This window comes from Pseudobutyrivibrio xylanivorans (assembly GCF_010906925.1).
Taxonomy (GTDB): domain Bacteria; phylum Bacillota; class Clostridia; order Lachnospirales; family Lachnospiraceae; genus Pseudobutyrivibrio.
Map to the genome: position 1 here is coordinate 21,404 of NZ_VTVE01000006.1, position 20,213 is coordinate 41,616.

The 20,213-nt window shown below is 39.8% G+C and carries 18 protein-coding genes; 2 read left to right on the plus strand and 16 right to left on the minus strand.

Annotated elements, in window-relative coordinates:
- Window positions 1-143 precede the first annotated feature (143 nt).
- Together F0Q01_RS13270 and F0Q01_RS13275 are read left to right on the plus strand one after the other, a co-directional pair.
- Window positions 144-917, plus strand: a complete 774-nt coding sequence (locus F0Q01_RS13270) for a threonine/serine exporter family protein (protein ID WP_090489846.1) — start codon at window positions 144-146, stop codon at window positions 915-917.
- A complete protein-coding gene (locus F0Q01_RS13275; RefSeq protein WP_090151583.1) occupies window positions 917-1,372 on the plus strand; it encodes a threonine/serine exporter family protein in 456 nt (151 codons plus the stop codon). Before F0Q01_RS13270 ends, F0Q01_RS13275 begins: the two co-directional genes overlap by 1 nt.
- Here F0Q01_RS13275 and F0Q01_RS13280 read toward each other — a convergent pair.
- The 16 genes from F0Q01_RS13280 to ilvB all read right to left on the minus strand — a co-directional run bounded on the left by F0Q01_RS13280 (window position 1,338) and on the right by ilvB (window position 20,196).
- The gene (locus F0Q01_RS13280) at window positions 1,338-3,092 is read right to left on the minus strand and encodes a glycoside hydrolase family 2 protein (protein WP_090489848.1); all 1,755 of its coding nucleotides are present in this window, start codon (window positions 3,090-3,092) and stop codon (window positions 1,338-1,340) included. The two genes, F0Q01_RS13275 and F0Q01_RS13280, sit on opposite strands and share 35 nt — an antisense overlap.
- Window positions 3,093-3,106: 14 nt before the next feature.
- Entirely contained in the window at window positions 3,107-4,483 is a 1,377-nt protein-coding gene (locus tag F0Q01_RS13285) for an MATE family efflux transporter (protein WP_090489850.1), read from the minus strand.
- A 13-nt stretch (window positions 4,484-4,496) separates the two neighbouring features.
- Window positions 4,497-5,798 (minus strand): hypothetical protein, encoded by a 1,302-nt coding sequence (locus tag F0Q01_RS13290; protein WP_090489853.1) that lies wholly within the window; start codon window positions 5,796-5,798, stop codon window positions 4,497-4,499.
- 218 nt (window positions 5,799-6,016) lie between these two features.
- On the minus strand, window positions 6,017-7,060 hold the full coding sequence (locus tag F0Q01_RS13295; protein WP_090151573.1) for an electron transfer flavoprotein subunit alpha/FixB family protein: 1,044 nt from the start codon (window positions 7,058-7,060) through the stop codon (window positions 6,017-6,019).
- 18 nt (window positions 7,061-7,078) lie between these two features.
- On the minus strand, window positions 7,079-7,861 hold the full coding sequence (locus F0Q01_RS13300; protein WP_090151570.1) for an electron transfer flavoprotein subunit beta/FixA family protein: 783 nt from the start codon (window positions 7,859-7,861) through the stop codon (window positions 7,079-7,081).
- A gap of 33 nt (window positions 7,862-7,894) precedes the next feature.
- A complete protein-coding gene (locus F0Q01_RS13305; protein ID WP_090151567.1) occupies window positions 7,895-9,064 on the minus strand; it encodes an acyl-CoA dehydrogenase in 1,170 nt (389 codons plus the stop codon).
- 213 nt (window positions 9,065-9,277) lie between these two features.
- The gene (locus F0Q01_RS13310; protein WP_090151564.1) at window positions 9,278-10,150 is read right to left on the minus strand and encodes a 3-hydroxyacyl-CoA dehydrogenase family protein; all 873 of its coding nucleotides are present in this window, start codon (window positions 10,148-10,150) and stop codon (window positions 9,278-9,280) included.
- 230 nt (window positions 10,151-10,380) lie between these two features.
- Window positions 10,381-11,583: an acetyl-CoA C-acetyltransferase gene (locus tag F0Q01_RS13315; RefSeq protein ID WP_090489855.1), complete on the minus strand. Its 1,203-nt coding sequence runs from the start codon at window positions 11,581-11,583 to the stop codon at window positions 10,381-10,383.
- Window positions 11,584-12,036: 453 nt separating this feature from the next.
- A complete protein-coding gene (locus tag F0Q01_RS13320) occupies window positions 12,037-13,359 on the minus strand; it encodes a sensor histidine kinase (protein WP_090489857.1) in 1,323 nt (440 codons plus the stop codon).
- A gap of 1 nt (window position 13,360) precedes the next feature.
- On the minus strand, window positions 13,361-14,083 hold the full coding sequence (locus F0Q01_RS13325; RefSeq protein ID WP_163927280.1) for a LytR/AlgR family response regulator transcription factor: 723 nt from the start codon (window positions 14,081-14,083) through the stop codon (window positions 13,361-13,363).
- Window positions 14,084-14,229: 146 nt separating this feature from the next.
- Window positions 14,230-14,919, minus strand: coding sequence for a DUF4956 domain-containing protein (locus F0Q01_RS13330; protein ID WP_090151551.1), 690 nt, complete (start codon window positions 14,917-14,919; stop codon window positions 14,230-14,232).
- Between the two features lie 25 nt (window positions 14,920-14,944).
- Entirely contained in the window at window positions 14,945-15,700 is a 756-nt protein-coding gene (locus F0Q01_RS13335; RefSeq protein WP_090151548.1) for a polyphosphate polymerase domain-containing protein, read from the minus strand.
- Window positions 15,701-15,981: 281 nt separating this feature from the next.
- Window positions 15,982-16,698, minus strand: a complete 717-nt coding sequence (gene deoD, locus F0Q01_RS13340) for a purine-nucleoside phosphorylase (RefSeq protein ID WP_090151544.1) — start codon at window positions 16,696-16,698, stop codon at window positions 15,982-15,984.
- A 17-nt stretch (window positions 16,699-16,715) separates the two neighbouring features.
- On the minus strand, window positions 16,716-17,963 hold the full coding sequence (locus F0Q01_RS13345; RefSeq protein ID WP_090489863.1) for a cell wall hydrolase: 1,248 nt from the start codon (window positions 17,961-17,963) through the stop codon (window positions 16,716-16,718).
- 8 nt (window positions 17,964-17,971) lie between these two features.
- Window positions 17,972-18,481 carry an acetolactate synthase small subunit gene (gene ilvN, locus F0Q01_RS13350; protein ID WP_090151538.1) on the minus strand — a complete coding sequence of 170 codons (510 nt, stop codon included), beginning with the start codon at window positions 18,479-18,481 and terminating at the stop codon, window positions 17,972-17,974.
- A gap of 23 nt (window positions 18,482-18,504) precedes the next feature.
- The gene (gene ilvB, locus F0Q01_RS13355; RefSeq protein WP_090489865.1) at window positions 18,505-20,196 is read right to left on the minus strand and encodes a biosynthetic-type acetolactate synthase large subunit; all 1,692 of its coding nucleotides are present in this window, start codon (window positions 20,194-20,196) and stop codon (window positions 18,505-18,507) included.
- Window positions 20,197-20,213 lie beyond the last annotated feature (17 nt).

The window sequence follows — 20,213 nt, forward strand, 5'->3', positions numbered from 1 at the left end:
TTTCCACAATAGTGACACTTCAATCAACAACTAATTTTTACCCACAATGTTATCCACAATTGTAAATAAATATGATTTGGTTGAAAAAGTAATGTGAATATTGGATAATCAAAAATAGATAAATCAAGATATAAGGAGTTAACATGACAGACACAAAAAAGGTACTATCCTTTGCAGTTGAATTAGGAGACATCTTGCTCAGAAACGGAGCAGAGGTGTATCGAGTAGAGGATAGCGTACTGGCAATTTTAAATTCATACGATATCACCGACTGTGACGTATACGTACTCAGCAATGGAATATTTGCTAGCGCAGACGAGGTGACAGAACATGCCAGTTCCATGATCAGACATGTGCCTATGTACCCAATGCACTTAGGTCGCATAGCAGCCCTAAATCATTTATGCAGAGAAGTATGTGCACATAATATTTCAATAGAAGATGCATGGACAAAATTGGGAGAATGCAAAACACTCCCTGGATACAGTCCACTTGCATTATTAATAGCAACTGGAATCGGCTGCGGTGGATTTGCATATTTATATGGAGGAACACCACTCGATTCAATAATGGCAATTTTAGTAGGAATGGTACTGAGAGTATTTCTTATGTTCCAGAAGAAGACCTATTCAAAAACAATGACAAACGTATTTGGCAGTATAGTGGTTTCCCTTACCGCAATACTTTTGTATGCTGTAGGCTTACCAGTCCATTACGATAAGATAATAATCGGTGGCATAATGCCGCTGGTTCCAGGAATACCACTTACCAACAGTATCAGAGATTTCATCAACAGTGATTATTTATCTGGTTCTATCAGATTAATCGATGCATTGCTTACTGCCTTCTGTATAGCCGTAGGTGTTGGTATTGTAATCACCATCGCACACTTAATAGGAGGAGGTGCATACATCTAATGATAGTTAATTATATTATTCAGTTTGTAATAGCCATGATTGCTACTTTAGCATTTGCCATAGTATTTTCTGCACCAAAATCAGAGCTCTTATACTGTGGTATTTCCGGTGGCATAGGATGGATTTTCTATTTCATAATTATGGAGGCACTTGGCGCTCCTACTCTTGGAAATGTTGTAGGCTCATTTTTACTTACAGTTTTTTCAAGAACTTTTGCCGCAAAACGCAAAAATCCCGTCACCGTGTACCTAATCGCAGGAATATTCCCTCTGGTACCTGGTGCCGGAATCTATTACACTTCTTATTATTTAATTACAAATGATATGAGCATGTTTTCAAGCTACGGCCTGTCCACAATAAAGACAGCCGGCGCAATTGTTATGGGAATTATATTCGGTATGGCCTTCCCACAGAGCTGGTTTAATAAAGCTTTTGCACCTTACGATCGTAAGTAATAAGACCATTAACCTCCTCTTCCACATCGGTGGCTTGAGTATAGACAGCTCCTGCAAGTCCCTCTTCTTTGAGGGACTTTATTTTTGCCATAAGTTTATCATAATAAGCCTGCAAATCTTTTGGCTGAGAAAATCTCTTATAACCATAGAGAAAATCCTTTTTTACATGTCCTCCCACCTTAAGGGAAGGTCCACCATACTCAGATATTACGTAAGGACGGGCTCCTTTTTTCACTCGAAGTTCTTCGAAATATAGATGCTCAGAATATACATCTCCACAGCCTTCATGGAACCAGCCAGAAGCAGCATCAAATGGTCTTGTTGTATCGAATTTTTTAGCAAATTCTAGGTTACCCTTTGCATCAAACTGTCCCCAGCCCTCATTAAACAAGCACCATTGACCAATACATGGGACACTGTAAAGCTGTTTCATAATATCCCTGCATTCCATACGCCATAATTCCTTGGATTTCTCTGTATTTCGACCTGTATATTTTAGGAAAATCTTGTTCTTGTCCTTTGTATTTCCAAAAGGTCGCACAAGAGTAGGAATATTGCAAATCATATTCATATTGTACTCAGTACCACCATTTACAATATCCTGCCATACAATCATGCCGATTCTATCGCAGTGAAAATACCAACGCATTGGCTCAAGCTTGCAATGTTTTCTAATCATGTTAAAGCCCAAGCTTTTAATGGTCTCTATGTCAAAAATCATGGCATCATCACTTGGTGGAGTCATAAGGCTCTCAGGATAATACCCTTGATCCAAAACACCATTCATAAAGTATGGCTTGTGGTTAAGCGTCAATCGTGGAATGCCATTCTCATCTACATCAACTCCAAAATGGCGCATAGTAAAATATGTTGAAAAACTATCTTTGCCATATTCCACATTTACAAAATATATATTAGGCTCCTCAGGAGTCCAAAGCTTATATTTATCTAGCTCTATATGTGCATAGATATGATCATCGCTGATTTTATCGACACTATATCTTTTAATTAAATCCTGATTAGAGGAACTGACAACTATCTGTCCCTTCATTTCAGAGACCTTAAATATGAAATCCACCCTATTTCTATTTATATCAGGAGTTATTCTCATATTGGTAACATAAGCCTTTGGAACCCACTCCATCCAAACAGTCTGCCAGATACCGCTTTGTGCTGTATACCACATACCGTGAGGATCCAAGCATTGCTTACCTCTAGCGTAGCCTACCTTATCTGTATAATCACGGACTTTTACTTTGATTTCGTTAGAACCTCCTACCACATATTCAGTTATATCAAATGAAAATGAGGTATAACCTCCCTCATGTGTGCCCAGTGATATACCATTAACAGACACATGAGCGACCTGATCCACCGCCCCAAAATGCAAAATAAGATTTTTAGACTTTTTGACCTTTTCTAATGTAAATACCTTTGTATATTCCAAAGTCTCCTCTGGAAGAAGTACATGTTGAACAGTGCCAGAAAGGCTAGTCTCAGGCGAAAATGGCACCTCAATTGGTCCGCTACAAATAACCTGCCCCTGACCGCTCAAAATCCTATAATCCCATTTACCATTCAAGTTAATGTAAGATTTACGCTGCAATTGTGGCCTAGGATATTCCTGTAACCCAGTATATTTAAAGTCTGTAGACAGATCATAGGAAACGGCATTTTTCCTCGGTCTGCTAATAGCATGTAGCATAGATTTGAAGTCCATGTAATCCTCCCCAGCTAAATTCTAATTTCGCTATTTTTCCTCTTAACCCAAGCTTTATACACTATAATTAAGCAGATACTATGTACTGTCAACGTCAAGAACCAGCTACCTGGATAGCTGAAAAACAGTACAGCTTCTGTATGATGACTCTGAAAATATGTAGCAATCCAAATAAGTCTTGTAACACAGGCGCCAAGCAATGATACAACCATAGGAACTGTAGAATGGCCCAAGCCTCTAAGTCCACCACAAAGTGTATCCATTATTCCGCACAAAAGATAAGGGCAACATACCCAAAGCAGTCTCACGGTACCTGCAGCTACCGCTCTTGTAATATCCTCATTGCTGTCCATATAAATCGGCAACAATTGAGGCGCAAAATGATATGCAAGATTTCCCATAGTGAGACCTACAACACTAACAATTGCTAAGGTATCAAAAATAACTCTCTTAACTCTCTTCTCATCGCCTGCGCCATAGTTTTGACCAACAAATGTCACAGTGGTCTGAGATACTGAGTTCATAGAAATATATACAAATCCCTCTATGGAAGATGCCGCTGCAGAGCCTGCCATAACGGCTTCTCCGAAAGAATTAATTGCAGATTGAATAACTACGTTAGATAGTGAAAATAAGGAGCCTTGAATACCTGCAGGCAATCCCATGGTAACTATCTTCTTAAGAATCTTGCCGTCTATAGATATCTTAGTAATATCGAGCTTAAGGGAGTCACCTTTTCTCATCAAAAAGACCACAAGCATTCCACAGGAAATGTAGTTTGATGTAACAGTTGCAATGGCAACGCCTGCTACTCCTAGCCTAAATCTGATTACTAAAACTAGATTTAATAATACATTCACTATGCCTGCTATTGTTAAAAAGAAAAGTGGGTGTGCTGTATCCCCAGATGCTCTTAATATAGCAGCTAAAAAGTTATAAAGCATTATTGCTGGCATAGCAATAAAATATATCTGCACATAAAGAACAGCTAAATTAATAACATTGGTAGGAGACCCCATAAGTAAAAGCATTGGGCGGGCTCCAAAAACACCAACAAATATTAATACTATTCCGCATATAAGGGAAAAGGCTGTGCTTGTATGAATTGTTTTCTTAACATCAACTTCATTATTAGCGCCATAGTATTGAGCTGCACACACATTAGCACCAACAGACATTCCTATAAAAAGATTTGTCATTAGATTTATAAGAGATGAAGTGGAACCCACAGCACTAAGACTTGCTTGCCCCGCAAATCTACCCACAACAATTACATCAGCTGCGTTAAACAGAAGCTGTAATACTCCAGAAAGGATTATTGGAATTGTGAAAATTATCAATTTGCCCAATAGTGGGCCGTGGGTCATGTCTAGTCTTCTACTTGTATTCATAGTAATGATTTTATCACTTAACTTCCAATTCTACACTAACAAATTGGTCAGAATTATCACTATTTGAAATCACCGTATCAACGCATATATTTCCTTCATCACTGACAGTAAACTCTGTGGTTGCCTCTACGGAAAATGAATCCCCTGCATTATGAAATGTTCCTTCATGCACATTTGCTTTTGCAGTTCCTCCCATTGGCACACCTAACACATCTCCAACAGTTACATCTTCACTATTTTCCACATTTTCCTCAATAGTTGACGATGATTGATATCCTGCAATATATTGTACCTTCTCTTCATTTCCTACCTGTGTTGGGAAATCATAAATTAATGATGCAACCGTGTTCGGACATCTTTCTGGTGCATGTTCAGCTGTTGGTTCATACTCTCCCGAAACACTATATTCATCAGAAGATGTCCACACTAATGTCAAATTAAATCGGTCTCCAACTCCTTGATATGCCCCATATACTGACTGATCATTTTCACTATGTAAAATATAATAATATACTGTATCTCCAGACACCATTTGTACAACTATTGGCCCTGAAGGAGTTGGTGCAGGATCAGGCGTTGGATTTGGACTTGGCGCTGGGTCTGGCGCTGGGTCTGGCACTGGTGCTGGATTAGGTGCTGGATTAGGCGCTGGAGCAGGCGCTGGAGCAGGCGCTGGAGCAGGCGCTGGAGTAGGCGCTGGAGCTGAACTTGGTGGTGGACCTGGAGTCTCCACTGAAGTTACTTCAAGCCTCTTTCCATAAACCACCTCAGCTACTTCATAAAAGCTATCAGTACCAAATAACTTTGCAGCAAAATATACTGCTGGTGTAATTATAATAGAAGAATCAGCTAATGAAACAACAGTAATATTTCTATTAGCACATGCCTCTAATGTAGGCTCAATTCTATCTTCACTATCAAAATAAATAAGATAATGCTCATAATATTTAACTGGATTATTTCCAAATTCAATATATAAATCCGTATTCAAAGCTCGATATGCTGAAGGGTTAAAAAATGGGCAGCAGTCTCTACCTTCAAAAACACCATAATTAATAAAGTGATTAAGCAAAGCCTCATAACTATCGCCATATTCATCTACTACATCACTATTATTCCTTTTATAAAAATCATAATCAAAAAATACTTTTAATATGTTAACCTCATCTTCGCTAAGAGTTCGATATTTAACTCTTGTCATATCTTCAGCTTGAGTGAGGGTTTTGGCATTACTAGTTATAGGCATAACAATAAAAGCAACCATTACAGTTACTATAATTGAAAATAGAATTGTAAAGATATGCCTCTTTTCCATTCACACTACCCCATAGTAAACCTATGATAATAAATATATATTAATATATATTTGTGGCTAAAAAAAGTGTAAATGGCAAACTTTCAATGAAAATCAACTCTATAATACTTAAAGGCGAGCCCATCTGGACTCGCCTTTAATAAAATTAAAGAAAGAAATTATAGGAAAAATCTAATCTTCGGAAAGAGTAGATATTGCCCCATTTTAATTGGACCGAATTACTTGTTAGCTAACTCAGCCTTAAGTGCCTCAGTAAGAGCTGGAACAATCTTGTTAAGATCACCAACGATACCGTAATCAGCTACGTCAAAGATAGGAGCTGTCTCATCCTTGTTGATAGCGATGATAATATCTGACTCTTCCATACCTGCTGTATGCTGAATAGCACCAGAGATACCGATTGCAAAATATACGTTAGGACGTACAGTCTTACCTGTCTGACCTACCTGAAGATCCTTTGGCTTCCAGCCTGAATCTACAACGGCACGTGAGCAAGATACTGTAGCACCAAGAACCTCTGCAAGATCATCAAGAAGCTTGAAGTTCTCTGCAGAACCAACACCACGACCACCAGATACAAGAATCTTTGCATCCATGATATCAACTGTTGTTGCAACGTTCTTTACAATATTAAGAATCTCAACGAATCTGTTGTTCTCTTTGATTTCTGGGTTGAAGTTGATAACTTCTGCCTTGCGGCCAGCAACCTTATCAAGCTTCTGCATAACACCAGGACGAACTGTAGCCATCTGTGGACGGTTGTCTGGGCATGCGATTGTAGCGATTGTGTTACCACCGAATGCTGGACGAGTCATAAGAAGCTGATTGTGCTTCTGCTCCTGACCTTCTCTAGCCTGAAGTGGGAAATCACCAATCTCAAGTGATGTACAGTCAGCTGTAAGACCTGTCTGAACTCTAGCTGAAACTGTAGGACCAAGATCACGACCGATTGCTGTTGCACCAACAAGCATGATCTCTGGCTTGTACTCATTAATATAAGCTGTAAGAGCCTGTGCATATGGCTCTGTACGATATGTCTCAAGTGCTGGATCATCGATAACAACAACCTTGTCTGCACCGTACTCACCAAGCTCATCTGCAAGGTTTGCGATACCCTTACCAAGTACTACTGCTGTTACGTCTGTTCCTAAATCTGCTGCAAGCTCGTGTGCCTTGCCGATAAGTTCGAAGGCAATTGAGCTAAGTTTATTATCAACCTGCTGAGCGAATATAGCTACGCCCTTGTATTCTTCTAATGACATTCTATTTGCCTCCTCTTATTAAATTACATGCTTTTCTTTAAGCTTGCTAACGATGTACTCTACTGACTCCTTAGGGTCAAGAGCTACCTTCTCGCCTGCGCCCTTACGTACCTTATCAGATGCCTTAGCAATCTTTGTTGGAGAACCAGCAAGACCGATGTTAGCATCATCAAGATCTGTAAGATCATCTCTACCCCAAACTGTTACTTCCTTATCGAATGCATCGAAAATTCCGCCTGGAGTCATGTAACGTGGCTCGTTGAGCTCTGCAAGAGCTGTAATAAGACAAGGCATCTGTGCCTTGATCTCATGATATCTATCCTCATACTGACGCTGAACGATAACGCTGTTACCCTCAACTTTGATAGCCTCAGCATAAGAGATTACAGGAAGGCCAAGGTGCTCAGCGATCTGAGGACCAACCTGTGCTGTATCACCATCGATAGCCTGACGACCTGTGATAATAAGATCGTAATCAAGCTTCTTAAGACCAGCTGCAATTGTAGAAGAAGTTGCCCATGTATCAGCACCACCAAGGCGTCTATCTGTGATAAGAACTGCCTCATCAGCACCCATAGCAAGAGCCTCACGAAGCATATCATCAGCCTTTGGAAGACCCATTGTTACAACTGTTACCTTTGCACCTGTCTCATCCTTAAGACGAAGAGCAGCCTCAAGACCTGCCTTGTCATCTGGATTCATAATTGCGAGCATTGAAGCTCTATCAAGAGTTCCATCTGGGTTAAACTTTACGCCGCCCTTTGTATCAGGAACCTGTTTAATACATACTACGATATTCATGTATTTAATCTCCTTTAACTAAAAAAGTGTTAATTACTTGAGCATTGCGCCAGAGATAACAAGTCTCTGAACCTCAGATGTTCCTTCGTAAATTTCTGTGATCTTAGCATCACGCATCATACGCTCAACATCGTACTCTCTTGTATAACCGTAACCACCGTGAAGCTGTACAGCCTTTGTAGTAACAGCCATAGCTGCCTCAGCTGCGAAAAGCTTAGCCTCAGCTGCCTCGATAGAGTAGCTTGTTCTGTGATCCTGTGTATAAATGTCCTTTGTGCATGCAGCATTGTATACAAGATACTTAGCAGCATCCATACGAGCCTTCATATCAGCAAGCTGGAATGCTGTGTTCTGGAATGCAGCGATTGGACGACCAAACTGCTTTCTTTCCTTTACGAAATCGATTGTTGCATCGATTGAGCCCTCGCCAATACCAAGAGCCTGAGCAGCGATACCAATACGTCCACCATCAAGTGTGTGCATAGCGATACCAAATCCCTTACCTCTTGGTCCAAGGATGTTATCCTTTGGAATACGGCAATCCTGGAAGATAAGCTCGTATGTAGAAGAAGCACGGATACCCATCTTCTTCTCCTTTGTACCGAATGTAAATCCTGGTGTATCCTTCTCAACGATGAAAGCTGAGAACTTCTTAGACTTACGTCCCTTAGCATCCTCAACGATATCTGTTACAGCGAATACGATGTAGATATCAGCTTCCTTACCGTTTGTGATGAAGCACTTAGAACCGTTAAGTACCCAAGAATCTCCATCCTCTACAGCCTTACACTGAGCACCCTGTGCATCTGTACCAGCACCTGGCTCTGTAAGTGCGAAAGCACCAAGCTTCTTACCACTAGCAAGTGGAACTAAGAACTTCTGCTTCTGCTCTTCTGTACCGTATGTAAGAATAGGATCGCAGCAAAGAGATGTATGTGCTGAAACGATAACACCTGTTGTACCGCAAACCTTTGAAAGCTCTTCTACACACATAACGTATGTAAGAACATCACAGCCCTGTCCACCGTACTCCTTTGGAATTGGAATACCCATGAAACCGTACTTCATCATCTTCTCAACGTTTTCACGAGGGAACTGCTCTGTCTCATCAATTTCCTGAGCAAGTGGCTTTACTTCGTTCTGAGCAAACTCTCTGAACAACTGTCTAGCCATCTCATGCTTTTTGTCTAATGTAAAATCCATGATCTGAATCTCCTTAATTTTATTAACAATCCATTGCCCTTAGTTAATCGCCCGCCCGTTACAGCAACAAGCCTAATGATTTCTCCGCTCGACTACATGTCTCGCTTGAGAAATATTAGAGCTTGTTTCTTACAGGCTATTTAAGCTCTTTGAGCAATGGATCTATATAAACAATTTAAAGCCTCATCTGGCTTATTAACGTAACGAATTAAATTACTGTGCATCTACTGCTGTCTTTGTGCGATCTGCGTTGTATACGTAGAATCCCTTACCAGACTTGCAACCAAGGTTGCCACCGCGAACCATCTTACGAAGAAGTGGGCAAGCACGATACTTGCTGTCGCCTGTCTCGTTGTAAAGAACATCCATGATAGCAAGGCAGATATCAAGACCGATGAAATCACCAAGCTCAAGTGGTCCCATTGGGTGGTTAGCACCAAGCTTCATAGCAGCATCGATACCAGCGATATCAGAAACACCTTCCATCTTGATGAAAGCAGCTTCGTTAATCATTGGGATAAGGATACGGTTAACTACGAAACCAGCAGCCTCGTTAACCTGTACTGGAGTCTTTCCGATCTCCTCAGAAATCTTAACGATCTTGTCAACTGTCTCCTGTGGAGTGTTAACGCCTGCAATTACCTCAACAAGCTTCATTCTGTCAGCTGGGTTGAAGAAGTGCATACCGATCATTGGACGGTTAAGACCGTTACCAATCTCAGTAATTGAAAGTGAAGATGTGTTTGAAGCGAAGATGCAATCAGCCTTAGCGATCTCATCAAGCTCCTTGAATGTAGTCTTCTTAACTTCCATGTTCTCGAATGCAGCCTCAACGATAAGGTCACAATCCTTGCAAAGGTTTTCCTTAAGGCCTGGAGTAATCTTAGCTAAGATAGCATCTACAGCTGCCTGCTCCATTTTACCTTTCTCAACAAGTCTTGCATAACCCTTAGCAATCTTGTCTTTTCCGCCTTCAGCCCACTCCTGCTTAATATCGCAAAGAGCTACTTCATAACCATCAACCTGAGCAAATGCCTTAGCAATACCCTGGCCCATTGTACCTGCGCCAATTACGCCTACTTTCATTTTTATTCCTCCTAATATTTTTAGTACGCTCCAGTTAATCTATGCTTTCACATTGCCTGTCACGGCTACAAGCCTGATGATTTCTCCGCTCGACAGCACGTCTCGCTAAAGAAATATCAGAGCTTGATGCCTACAGGCTATTGAATATGCATATATTCACTGTCGCTCACTTAAATTTTTTAGTTTGTTGAATAATATAAATATTCAAAAGTCGCTTATCGTCTTAACGATTAGCCTTCGTACTTCTCGATGATTGTAGCACAACCCATACCACCACCGATGCAGAGTGTAGCAAGACCCTTCTTGTACTCTGGATTGTGAATCATATCGTAGATAAGTGTTACGAGGATACGAGCACCTGAAGCTCCAACTGGATGTCCAAGAGCGATAGCACCACCGTTTGGATTAAGCTTCTTAAGATCGAAGCCAAGATCCTTACCTACTGCAACTGACTGTGCAGCAAATGCCTCGTTAGCCTCATATACATCAAGATCATCAATTGTAAGACCAGCCTTAGCAAGAGCCTTCTTTGTTGCTGGAACAGGACCAACACCCATGATCTCTGGAGCACATCCGCCAAGTGCACCAGCTACGAAAGTAGCGAGTGGCTTAACACCAAGCTCCTTAGCCTTCTCCTCTGACATAACAACAAGTGCAGCTGCACCATCGTTGATACCAGAAGCATTACCAGCTGTAACAACTCCGTCTGGATATAAAGCCTTAAGCTTTGCAAGACCTTCCATTGTTGTACCAGGTCTTGGGCCTTCGTCTGTATCGAAGATAACTGTCTCTTTCTTCTTCTTGATTTCGATAGGAACGATCTCATCCTTGAATGCACCAGACTCGATAGCTGCGCAAGCCTTGTTCTGAGAGTTAACTGCGAACTCATCAAGCTCTTCTCTTGTAAGCTTCCACTGCTCAGCTACATTATCAGCTGTCTTAATCATGTGATAGTCATTATATGCATCCCAAAGAGCATCCTTAACCATTGTATCTACTAAAGCGCCCTGGCTGTTTGATGGCCAAGTCATTCTATAACCATAACGTCCGTTTGGAAGTGCAAATGGAGCGAGTGACATGTTCTCCATACCACCTGCTACAACTACATCAGCATCACCAGCGATGATCATCTGTGCTGCCTGGTTAACACAGTTAAGACCAGAACCACAAACAACGTTTGTTGTAACTGCTGTTGTCTCGTTTGGAAGACCAGCCTTGATAGCTGCCTGACGAGCAACGTTCTGTCCTAAACCTGCCTGGATAACGCAACCCATGTATACGTGCTCTACGTCCTCTGGCTTGATACCAGCTCTCTTAACTGCTTCCTTAATTACTGTAGCACCTAAGTCAACTGCTGGAATTGCACTGAGTGATCCACCCATAGTGCCGATTGCTGTTCTACATGCACTAGCAATAACTACTTTTTTTCCCATGTTTCTTTCTCCTTTTTAAGAAATACTTTTTTGTTTCCGGTGACTAACATCTAATAATTCTTCAAAATTACGTTGTACAAATTAAACAAATTGCTTTGCGAAAATCTGTTAATTTTTTAACGAACATTTCTCAAAAAAAATAGACCTCAGTACGCCGCCGTTGTGAAAATATTAACATAAGTGACTTTAAATTACAATCAAAAATTTTGTCATTATTGTATAGACAATGACTTTTTTCTGAATATTCTTCTTCCTTTTAGCCAATTCTCACACTCTGCTCGTTAAAAAATTATCAAGAAACCTTGATTTTTCGTTTAAATGGAAACTTTTCCCACAAAAATCAGTTTCTAAATTGTGTCTATCAGCGTGAAAATTTTAATTAAATTCATACACGCCAAATCCCTACAAACCTTGAATATTCAAGTTTTTTGCAACAAAAAAGAACAACTGCCGTTAACTGACAGTTGCTCCATCTGTATTCTTAGTGTTTAAAGGTAGCGTGACCTTCACACAGAATTCGTAATCTTTTGCTTCTATTGTAAGATCGCCATGGTTATCATTAACATTCTTTCTTATATTATTAATCCCAAAACCATGATTTTCTTTGTCTAACTTTGTAGTCTCTATAGCATCAATATCATCTATTCTTTCGTTCGCCATAGAATTTCTCACAGTCAACTGAGCATATTTATTGCCTTCCCTTAAATGAATATGTATATATTTTTTCCTGTCCTCAGCAATGTGCTTTTGCGCCTCAATGGCGTTTACAATCATATTTGAATAAATAGAAGAAAGAGCAATCTCATCAATGAGGATAGGCCTCATCAACCTTCCCTCTAGCCTTAGCTCTATATCCTTATCTAAATGCTCCGCATAATAATTAGTCAGAGCATCGATTATCGTATTTCCGATACTATATCCTTTGCTCACCAAAACGCTGGTCTTATCATACAGCTTCTCGATATACTGCTTCAGCTCATCATAATTACCGTCATCCATTAGACTCTTTAGGCAGATCATATGATTATTCATATCGTGACGATATTTTTTTGTCTCCGCTTCCTTATCCAGTAACGATATATAATAATTTTTCTGAGTCTCGTATAATTCTCGCTCGGCCTTAGCATATTCCTGCACCTTTTCAACCAGCCACTTTTTATACAAGATATTGATTTCTAAAAGCAACAAAGACAAGGCGGCAATGGAAGTAACAACTCTTGCAAAAATCCCTTTGAAATATGATATCTGTATCAAGTTGTAAATGCTAAATATACATATAAAAATATCCAGGCAGCCGATTGTTATTACATAATCTAAAAATTTACCGACTTTCCTTCTTCTTTCATTAATAAGGGATTCTAAAAATCTCTTTGTCAAAAAGCCAAAGATCAATACAATAGAAAGCTCCACCAGATTATTTAAACATACATCAACGCACTTATTTCCTATATGAAAATAAGCTCCATCTGGGAAAAATGCTTTTATAGAAAGAATTATACAGTTATTAATAAGAAGCACTAAAACAGTAGATTCTATTTTCGATACAATGCTACTGTCTATTATCAAAAATACAATTATATATACTAAAAATAGCTCTATTAGGCATAGAGAGCCGTATGATATCTTGTCCTGTAAAAATCCGCTTGTTGCTATTGCAGCTAAAAATCCAAACGCAATAAAGCGCTTGTTTTTCATCTGCAAATTTGCACATTTAATTATCCATATTGCTTCTGTAAGCAAAAAAGCAAACTCAATCAAGGACATAAAAAAATTCATATCAGCCTCCAAAATTCAAGTCATATTCTATGTACGCCTTTTCAAAGCTAAGTAGCTTTCTTCTAGATATTGTCAATTTCTCTCCATTGGTCAATTCTATAATGTTTTTTGACACGCTTTTGATATTCTTAAAACCAACGATATATTGTCTATGTATTCTATAAAAAATCCTTTCATCCAATTCATTTTCTATTTGGTCTAATGAGACACTCTTGGTAAAAACGTTATTTGCCGTATATACCTCAACAGAGCCATTGAAAGATTTGATATATAAAATGTCACTCTGCTTAACATTATATTTTATTCGATTTCGAAATAGCTCTAGGTTAGAATTTCCAACAGTTTTATTGATAGCAGAAACAATTGCCTCCTCTACCTCGCTCTCTCGTAAAGGTTTATTTAAATATCTATGGGCATTAAATTTAAACGCTTCACTGTAGCGCTTATCATTACTTGTGGCGATTATAATTTTACAATTCGGATTTACTTTATAGATACGATTTCCAGCACCCATTCCGTCCATTACAGGCATTTCCACATCAAGGAAAGCTATATCTATATCTTCTATATCGTGCAATAAGCCTGCTGCAGAATCATAAATCTTTAAAGCAAAGTATTCATCATCATCTCCATATAACTTTGTCAGCAAGGACAAAATCATCTTCTTTGTAGCATTACAAATTTCAAGCTCATCATCGCAAATCCCTATTGTCGTTCTTCCCATAGACAAATACCCCCTAGAAAATACAAACCAATATTTCATTTACGGTATAAGTATGGTACTAAGAAAAAGTTTCGAAATCAACTTTTTCGGGCATTTTTAGCAACAATTAATAAAAAAAAGAGGCGCAACAGCGCCCCTTTGTAGTTTTAAAGCTGACCAACATCACTCATATCGCATCTACCGCAAATAACAGTAAGATTGCCATTTCTCATTCGAATGTCGTCCAATAACTTCTTTTCCTCCAAGTCATTTTTCAGCTTAATTCTATATTCGATCTCATACATCGAGCCCATGTTGGTGGTGCGAACTGATAATAAAAGATGTGTTTTAGTGTACTTAGCGAATAAATCATCAAAGATTTCACTATAATCAAGATTCTCTGGAATTGTTATTCTAAGATCCTTTTCATTTGAATCTGCTTCCGCAAATTTGCAGACTGATAAGATAATATGAATAACACAGATTAATACTGTAAATATTCCTGCCAAAAGCAACTCGCCTATGGCACAAACAATTCCAATTGCCATTGCAAAGAATACAAATCCAATGTCGCGTGAACTTCCCTGCAACGATCTAAATCTTACCAACGAAAACGCGCCTACAACACCAAGTCCTGTTCCCAGATTTCCATTAACCGCAAGCATGACTACGCATACTAGAACTGGCAAGACAATAAGTGTTCTCGCAAAATTCTTTGATGTCACTCCTGTTCGCATATATGTAACAGAAATGATAATTCCTAAAACACAAGCCACCAAAGCATACCCGATAGCTCCCCAAATTGATAAACTAGTATCTGTGCCTGATGACACAAATGCAGAAAAAAATGATTCCATTAGTCCTTCTCCCTTTTGCAAATTATTAGATTACTGCGCCTCCTAGAATGCTCTTAGCTTCTGCGCCTCTAGCAACTATACCGTCCGCTTCGGTAAGTAGTTGCTTCTTGTAAAAATTTCCGTATTTGGAAAACGAAATTGAGTAAATCTCATATTTTGATAGAAGCTTAGCAAACCAAATTGGCATAGAATCCGCAATTTTTACTTCCATTAACCTGTAACCAGGTGGCAAAAGGTAATCATTTTCATCATCCTTGTATAAAGTCAAATCAAATACGCGGCTGCGTATATCCTTGTCAAATGTGACTCTAAAATCAGGATCCTCTTTGCCAAACATAGCTATTCTGTCATACGCAATATAGCGTTTTGGTTCCAAGTCATAATGATTAAACAAGTAATCAATTTCTTTAAATATTTGATTTGGTTTGGATGGCAAAATTCCATCGATCAAAAACCTTTCGGCTTCCTCCATTGGAACTGCAACTCTCCGTTTGTTAACCAGACCTTTGTATTTCTTTTTAATCTCTAAAAAGCACATACTGTCATAGTCCGGCTCCCCATAGCAACGAACCCTAAACTTCTCCTTGTACTTTGGACCTTCTATGGATGTCCTAATGAGCTCATTACTCTTCGTGTCATAATATATGTTCCTAATAGTGTGAAGCCCATATACATCCATTTCCATATATTCTTCCAACTCTTTTTTGAACATATGATATGTTTTTTCATCCAACAAATATTTTTTCTCATATCTGTTGAATACAATTTGAATCTTGCTCATAAGACGTCCCCCTTACTTATCCACGCATCCATTCAAATATTTGCTGTCCCCATGAATCCATAATGTAACCCCCTTGCATTTTAAAAATTTCTAGAGCTCTACGATGATATGATTATAACGTGAAAAACCACGATTAAACGTTTAAGTCCATGAACGGTATCTATAAGTTGTTTAACGGCATTTTTTCAATAAAAAACAGCCATTCCTATTGATTAATGCTCTTTACTGGGAGTTAATTTAATCAAATAAGAATGGCTGTATAATCGTTGATTTTAAAGGCTTTATAGGGCAATTGCTGTTTCAAGAGCAAGCTTCATCATTTCCGTAAACGATTTCTGTCTATCCTCTGCAGGAATCTCCTCAGAAGTTACAAATGAATCAGAAATAGTAAGCATACATGTTGCATTTTTACCTAGCATATTAGCATTGTTGAAAAGAGCAAAGCTCTCCATCTCAACACAGTCACAACCGCAGCGCTCCTTAACAGCCTTCCAACCGCCCATTTCTGGCGCTGTATAGAACTGATCAGAAGAATGAACCTTTGCAAGCTTAGCATCGATGCCAAGCTCCTTAGCCTTTGCTATTGCTACGTCATTTATCTTTTTGCTTGGGTAAAGAGTTGTCTCCTCCACACCGTTTGTATACTTAGCAAATGTACTATTTGAAAAGGCACTTTCTGCAATTACTACATCAAGAACATTAAGCTTATCTGTGTAGCTTCCAGCAGAACCAATACGAATAATATTTTCTACATCATAGAATGCAAAAAGCTCATATGAGTAAATGCCGATTGAAGGCATACCCATACCACTGGCCATTACTGATACAGGTACACCCTTATAAGTACCTGTAAAACCAAGGCAGTTACGGACTGTATTGACACACTTTACATCCTCCAAGAAATTTTCAGCGACAAATTTTGCGCGAAGTGGATCACCTGGCATAAGAACTGTCTTTGCAAAATCACCCTTTTTGGCTTCGTTATGTGGTGTTGCCATAATTATTTTCCTCCTTATTAATTATAGTTATAGAAGTAATGGGCATTAATTACTGTACCCGATGTTCTATCTAAGAAACCTACACCGTCAGTAGGAGCCCCCGCCTCAGCGGCTGCTGCAACCTGAGTGTTATGTAAATTCTGTGCATATGAATATGTACAGAAGAATAAAGCGTCTGTGTTGATATTGCCCGCTATTGCATCAGCCGCTGCCTTTTGACAGCCACTGTTTGGTCCCTGTGCAAGAATAAGGGCCACACGTCCTGAAGTAACAGGCGCAAATTGACCAGAAGCATATATAACTCCAGATACCGAGTTAGGGAATTTCGGACTGGCAACTCGATTCATAACTACCGAACCTACCGCTAATCGTCCCGAAGTACCCTGATTATCCGCCTCCGCCTGGATAAGAGCAGCCAAAAGCAAGGTCTCCTCATCTGTGGTACTATATCCACCACTGTATCCACCATGCTCACCTGCTAGCTTTTCAGCAAGAGCTGCCTGAGCCGCCTGATACTGCTGTTGTATACGCTGTTCGTACGCCTTAGCCTCTTCCAACTGTTGTTTAAGCTGTTGTAGAGCAGCCTGACTGTCTGCAATCTGACCATTGGTAGTATCAAGAGCTGACGCTGTGGAATTAACCAGTGTACCAAGTTCAGATTTCTTGGACTCAAGTGTGCCTTGGTACGCAGTAAGCTCTGTATTTTTCTCCTCTATCTGGGATTTTGTCTCTTCAAGAGCCTGCTGAGTCTCCTCGAATTTCTTAATGGCCATCTGGTCATAAGAAACGATCTCAGACATGTACTCTAAGCGCTGTAAAAAGCCAGACATGGAGCCACTCTCAAGGTAATTGACAAGTGTGTTAGTAGAGCTATTCTCATACATATACTGGATACGGGTCTTCATAGCCTCTCGCTGAGAATCCAAATCCTGCTGAGTTGTCTCTAACTGCTCATTTAACACGTCAATATCAGCCTGTACAAGGGCAATATTTTCCTCAGTATCAGATATCTCCCCTGCAACAGTTGTAATCTGAGTATTTAAGCTATTAATTTGTCCTGATAATGTGTTGGCCTGCCCCTCCAATTCATTAACAGTATTTTGCACCTGCTGAACTTGATTGTTTAGGTCATCTACAGCATGAGAAGCATTTTCAGATTCATCGTGAAGTCTATCAACCTCAGACTGGGATGCCTTAACAGATGTGTCCATCAGACACATTGAAGCAAGTAGTAGGATAGCCAAACATCCTCGAAGTTTTTTCATACCTTCTCCTATCGGCAGGAGCTTGAAATAGATTCTACTGCAACCGCTCCGCCTCTAACCACTTCTATTTTCTTAAAGCGTGTTTTAAGAAGTGATATTAAATCATTGTTTTTGCGTTCTGTCAAGGTACATTCAAACAAAACGCTATCTGTACCTATATCTGTAATTCTAACCATTCCCCCAGTGTTGAAAACCTCTGCTATCTGGAAGGCCTCTGTCTTACCAGCAGCGTCCAATCCCTTTACCTTGGCGTAAAGAATTTCCTTCATGTGGATAGGAATAGTAGTTAAATCTATGACTTTAATTACCTCTACCATGGCATTAAGCTGCTTTTTAATCTGCTCAAATGTCACATCATCTGCCATAACAGAGATAGTCATTCTAGAAACATCATCACGCTCAGTTGTGCCTACTGTAAGGGTCTGAAGATTGTATGATTTTGCAGAAAACAATCCAGAAACCTTTGCCAAAACACCTACCTGATTTTCAACATATAATGCAATCCATCTATTTTTCATCGTATATTCACCTCAATCAACGGCTATTTCAAAATCATCTCGCTAAGTGGTGTACCACTTTTTACCATAGGAAGTACCAGATCATCTGGTGAAACTAAAAAGTCAATTACTGTTGGCTTGCCTTTATTAGCTCTAGCAGCCTTAAGTGCTGGAATTATCTCCTCTGAGGAAGTAACCCTAATCGCCTTGCAACTATAGCTCTCAGCCCATTTCAAAAAGTCTGGATAATAGCCGCCGTCTTTAGCAGATAAATCGGTAATCTCGTATCTCTTGCCATAGAATAGCTGTTGCATCTGGCGAACCATACCGAGATTAGAATTATTAAATATACATATAACAACTGGGATTTCTTCAGACATTGCAGTAGCCATCTCCTGCATATTCATCTGAAAACCACCATCACCTGTAATGAGGACTGTAGGCTTTTTAGGGGCGCCAACAGATGCACCGATAGCAGCTGGGAATCCAAATCCCATAGTACCAAGGCCTCCAGAAGTAATGAACTCCTGGCCCTTATGAAGTCTAATAAACTGACTAGCCCACATCTGATGCTGACCAACGTCAGTAACAATGTTAGCATCTGGAAAGACCTCATTGATTCCTTCGCAAATATCCTGAGGGCAATTGCCAATTTTAGTATTTGGCATGGTAAGTGGATGTTCCTGCTCCCACTCACCGATTTTAGCAATCCATTTATCTGTCTTCATTGGCTCAGCATATTCCACCAATCGCTCAAGCGCGATCTTAGCGTCTGCTGTAACCGGAACATCTACCACTACATTTCTTGAAATAGATGCAGAAGCTATATCAACGTGAACTATCTGAGCTTTTGGCGCAAACTCATCCAACTCACCTGTAATTCTATCATTAAAACGTGTACCAATTGAGAAGAGCACATCGCATTCTGTGACTGCTTTGTTGGCAGCATATCTACCGTGCATTCCGCAATTGCCGATGAACAAAGGATTGTCCTCTGGCATAACGCCCTTTCCCATAACTGTTGTGGTAACTGGCACATTCATCTTTGAAGCAAATTCCAAAAGCTTCTTTTGAGCACCTGCAATTCTCACACCACCACCTGCTAAGATAAGTGGACGCTTAGCATTTTTCAAAAGTCTATACGCCTTCTTCAACTGACCGATGTGAACTGTCTCATTTGGATGATATCCACGAATATCAACCTGAGATGGATACTCTGGAGCTCCACTAGTAGTCTGGATATCCTTTGGAATATCAATAAGAACTGGACCTGGCTTGCCAGTTGAGGCAATTTGGAATCCCATTTTAATAAGGCGTCCCATATCATCACGATTGCGGACAGTCACGCCATATTTTGTAATAGAGCGGGTCATACCTACAATGTCAACTTCCTGGAAAGCATCGTTTCCAATCAGATGAAGTGGAACCTGACCAGTAAAGATAACCATAGGGATGCTGTCATAATATGCATCTGCGATACCTGTGATTGTATTAGTGGCACCAGGACCTGAAGTCACCAAAACTACTGCTGTCTTACCTGTGGCGCGAGCGTAGCCCTCAGCCTCGTGAACTAGAGCCTGCTCATGACGACCGAGAATGACTCGAATGCCCTCGGTCTTGTATAACTCATCCACAATATCAGTAATCATGCCGCCTGGGTAGGCAAATATTGTGTCTACTCCCTCTTCCTTCAAAGCTTTAACAAATAACTTTCGTCCTGTAATATTAAGTGCCATTATTTACGTCCTTATCT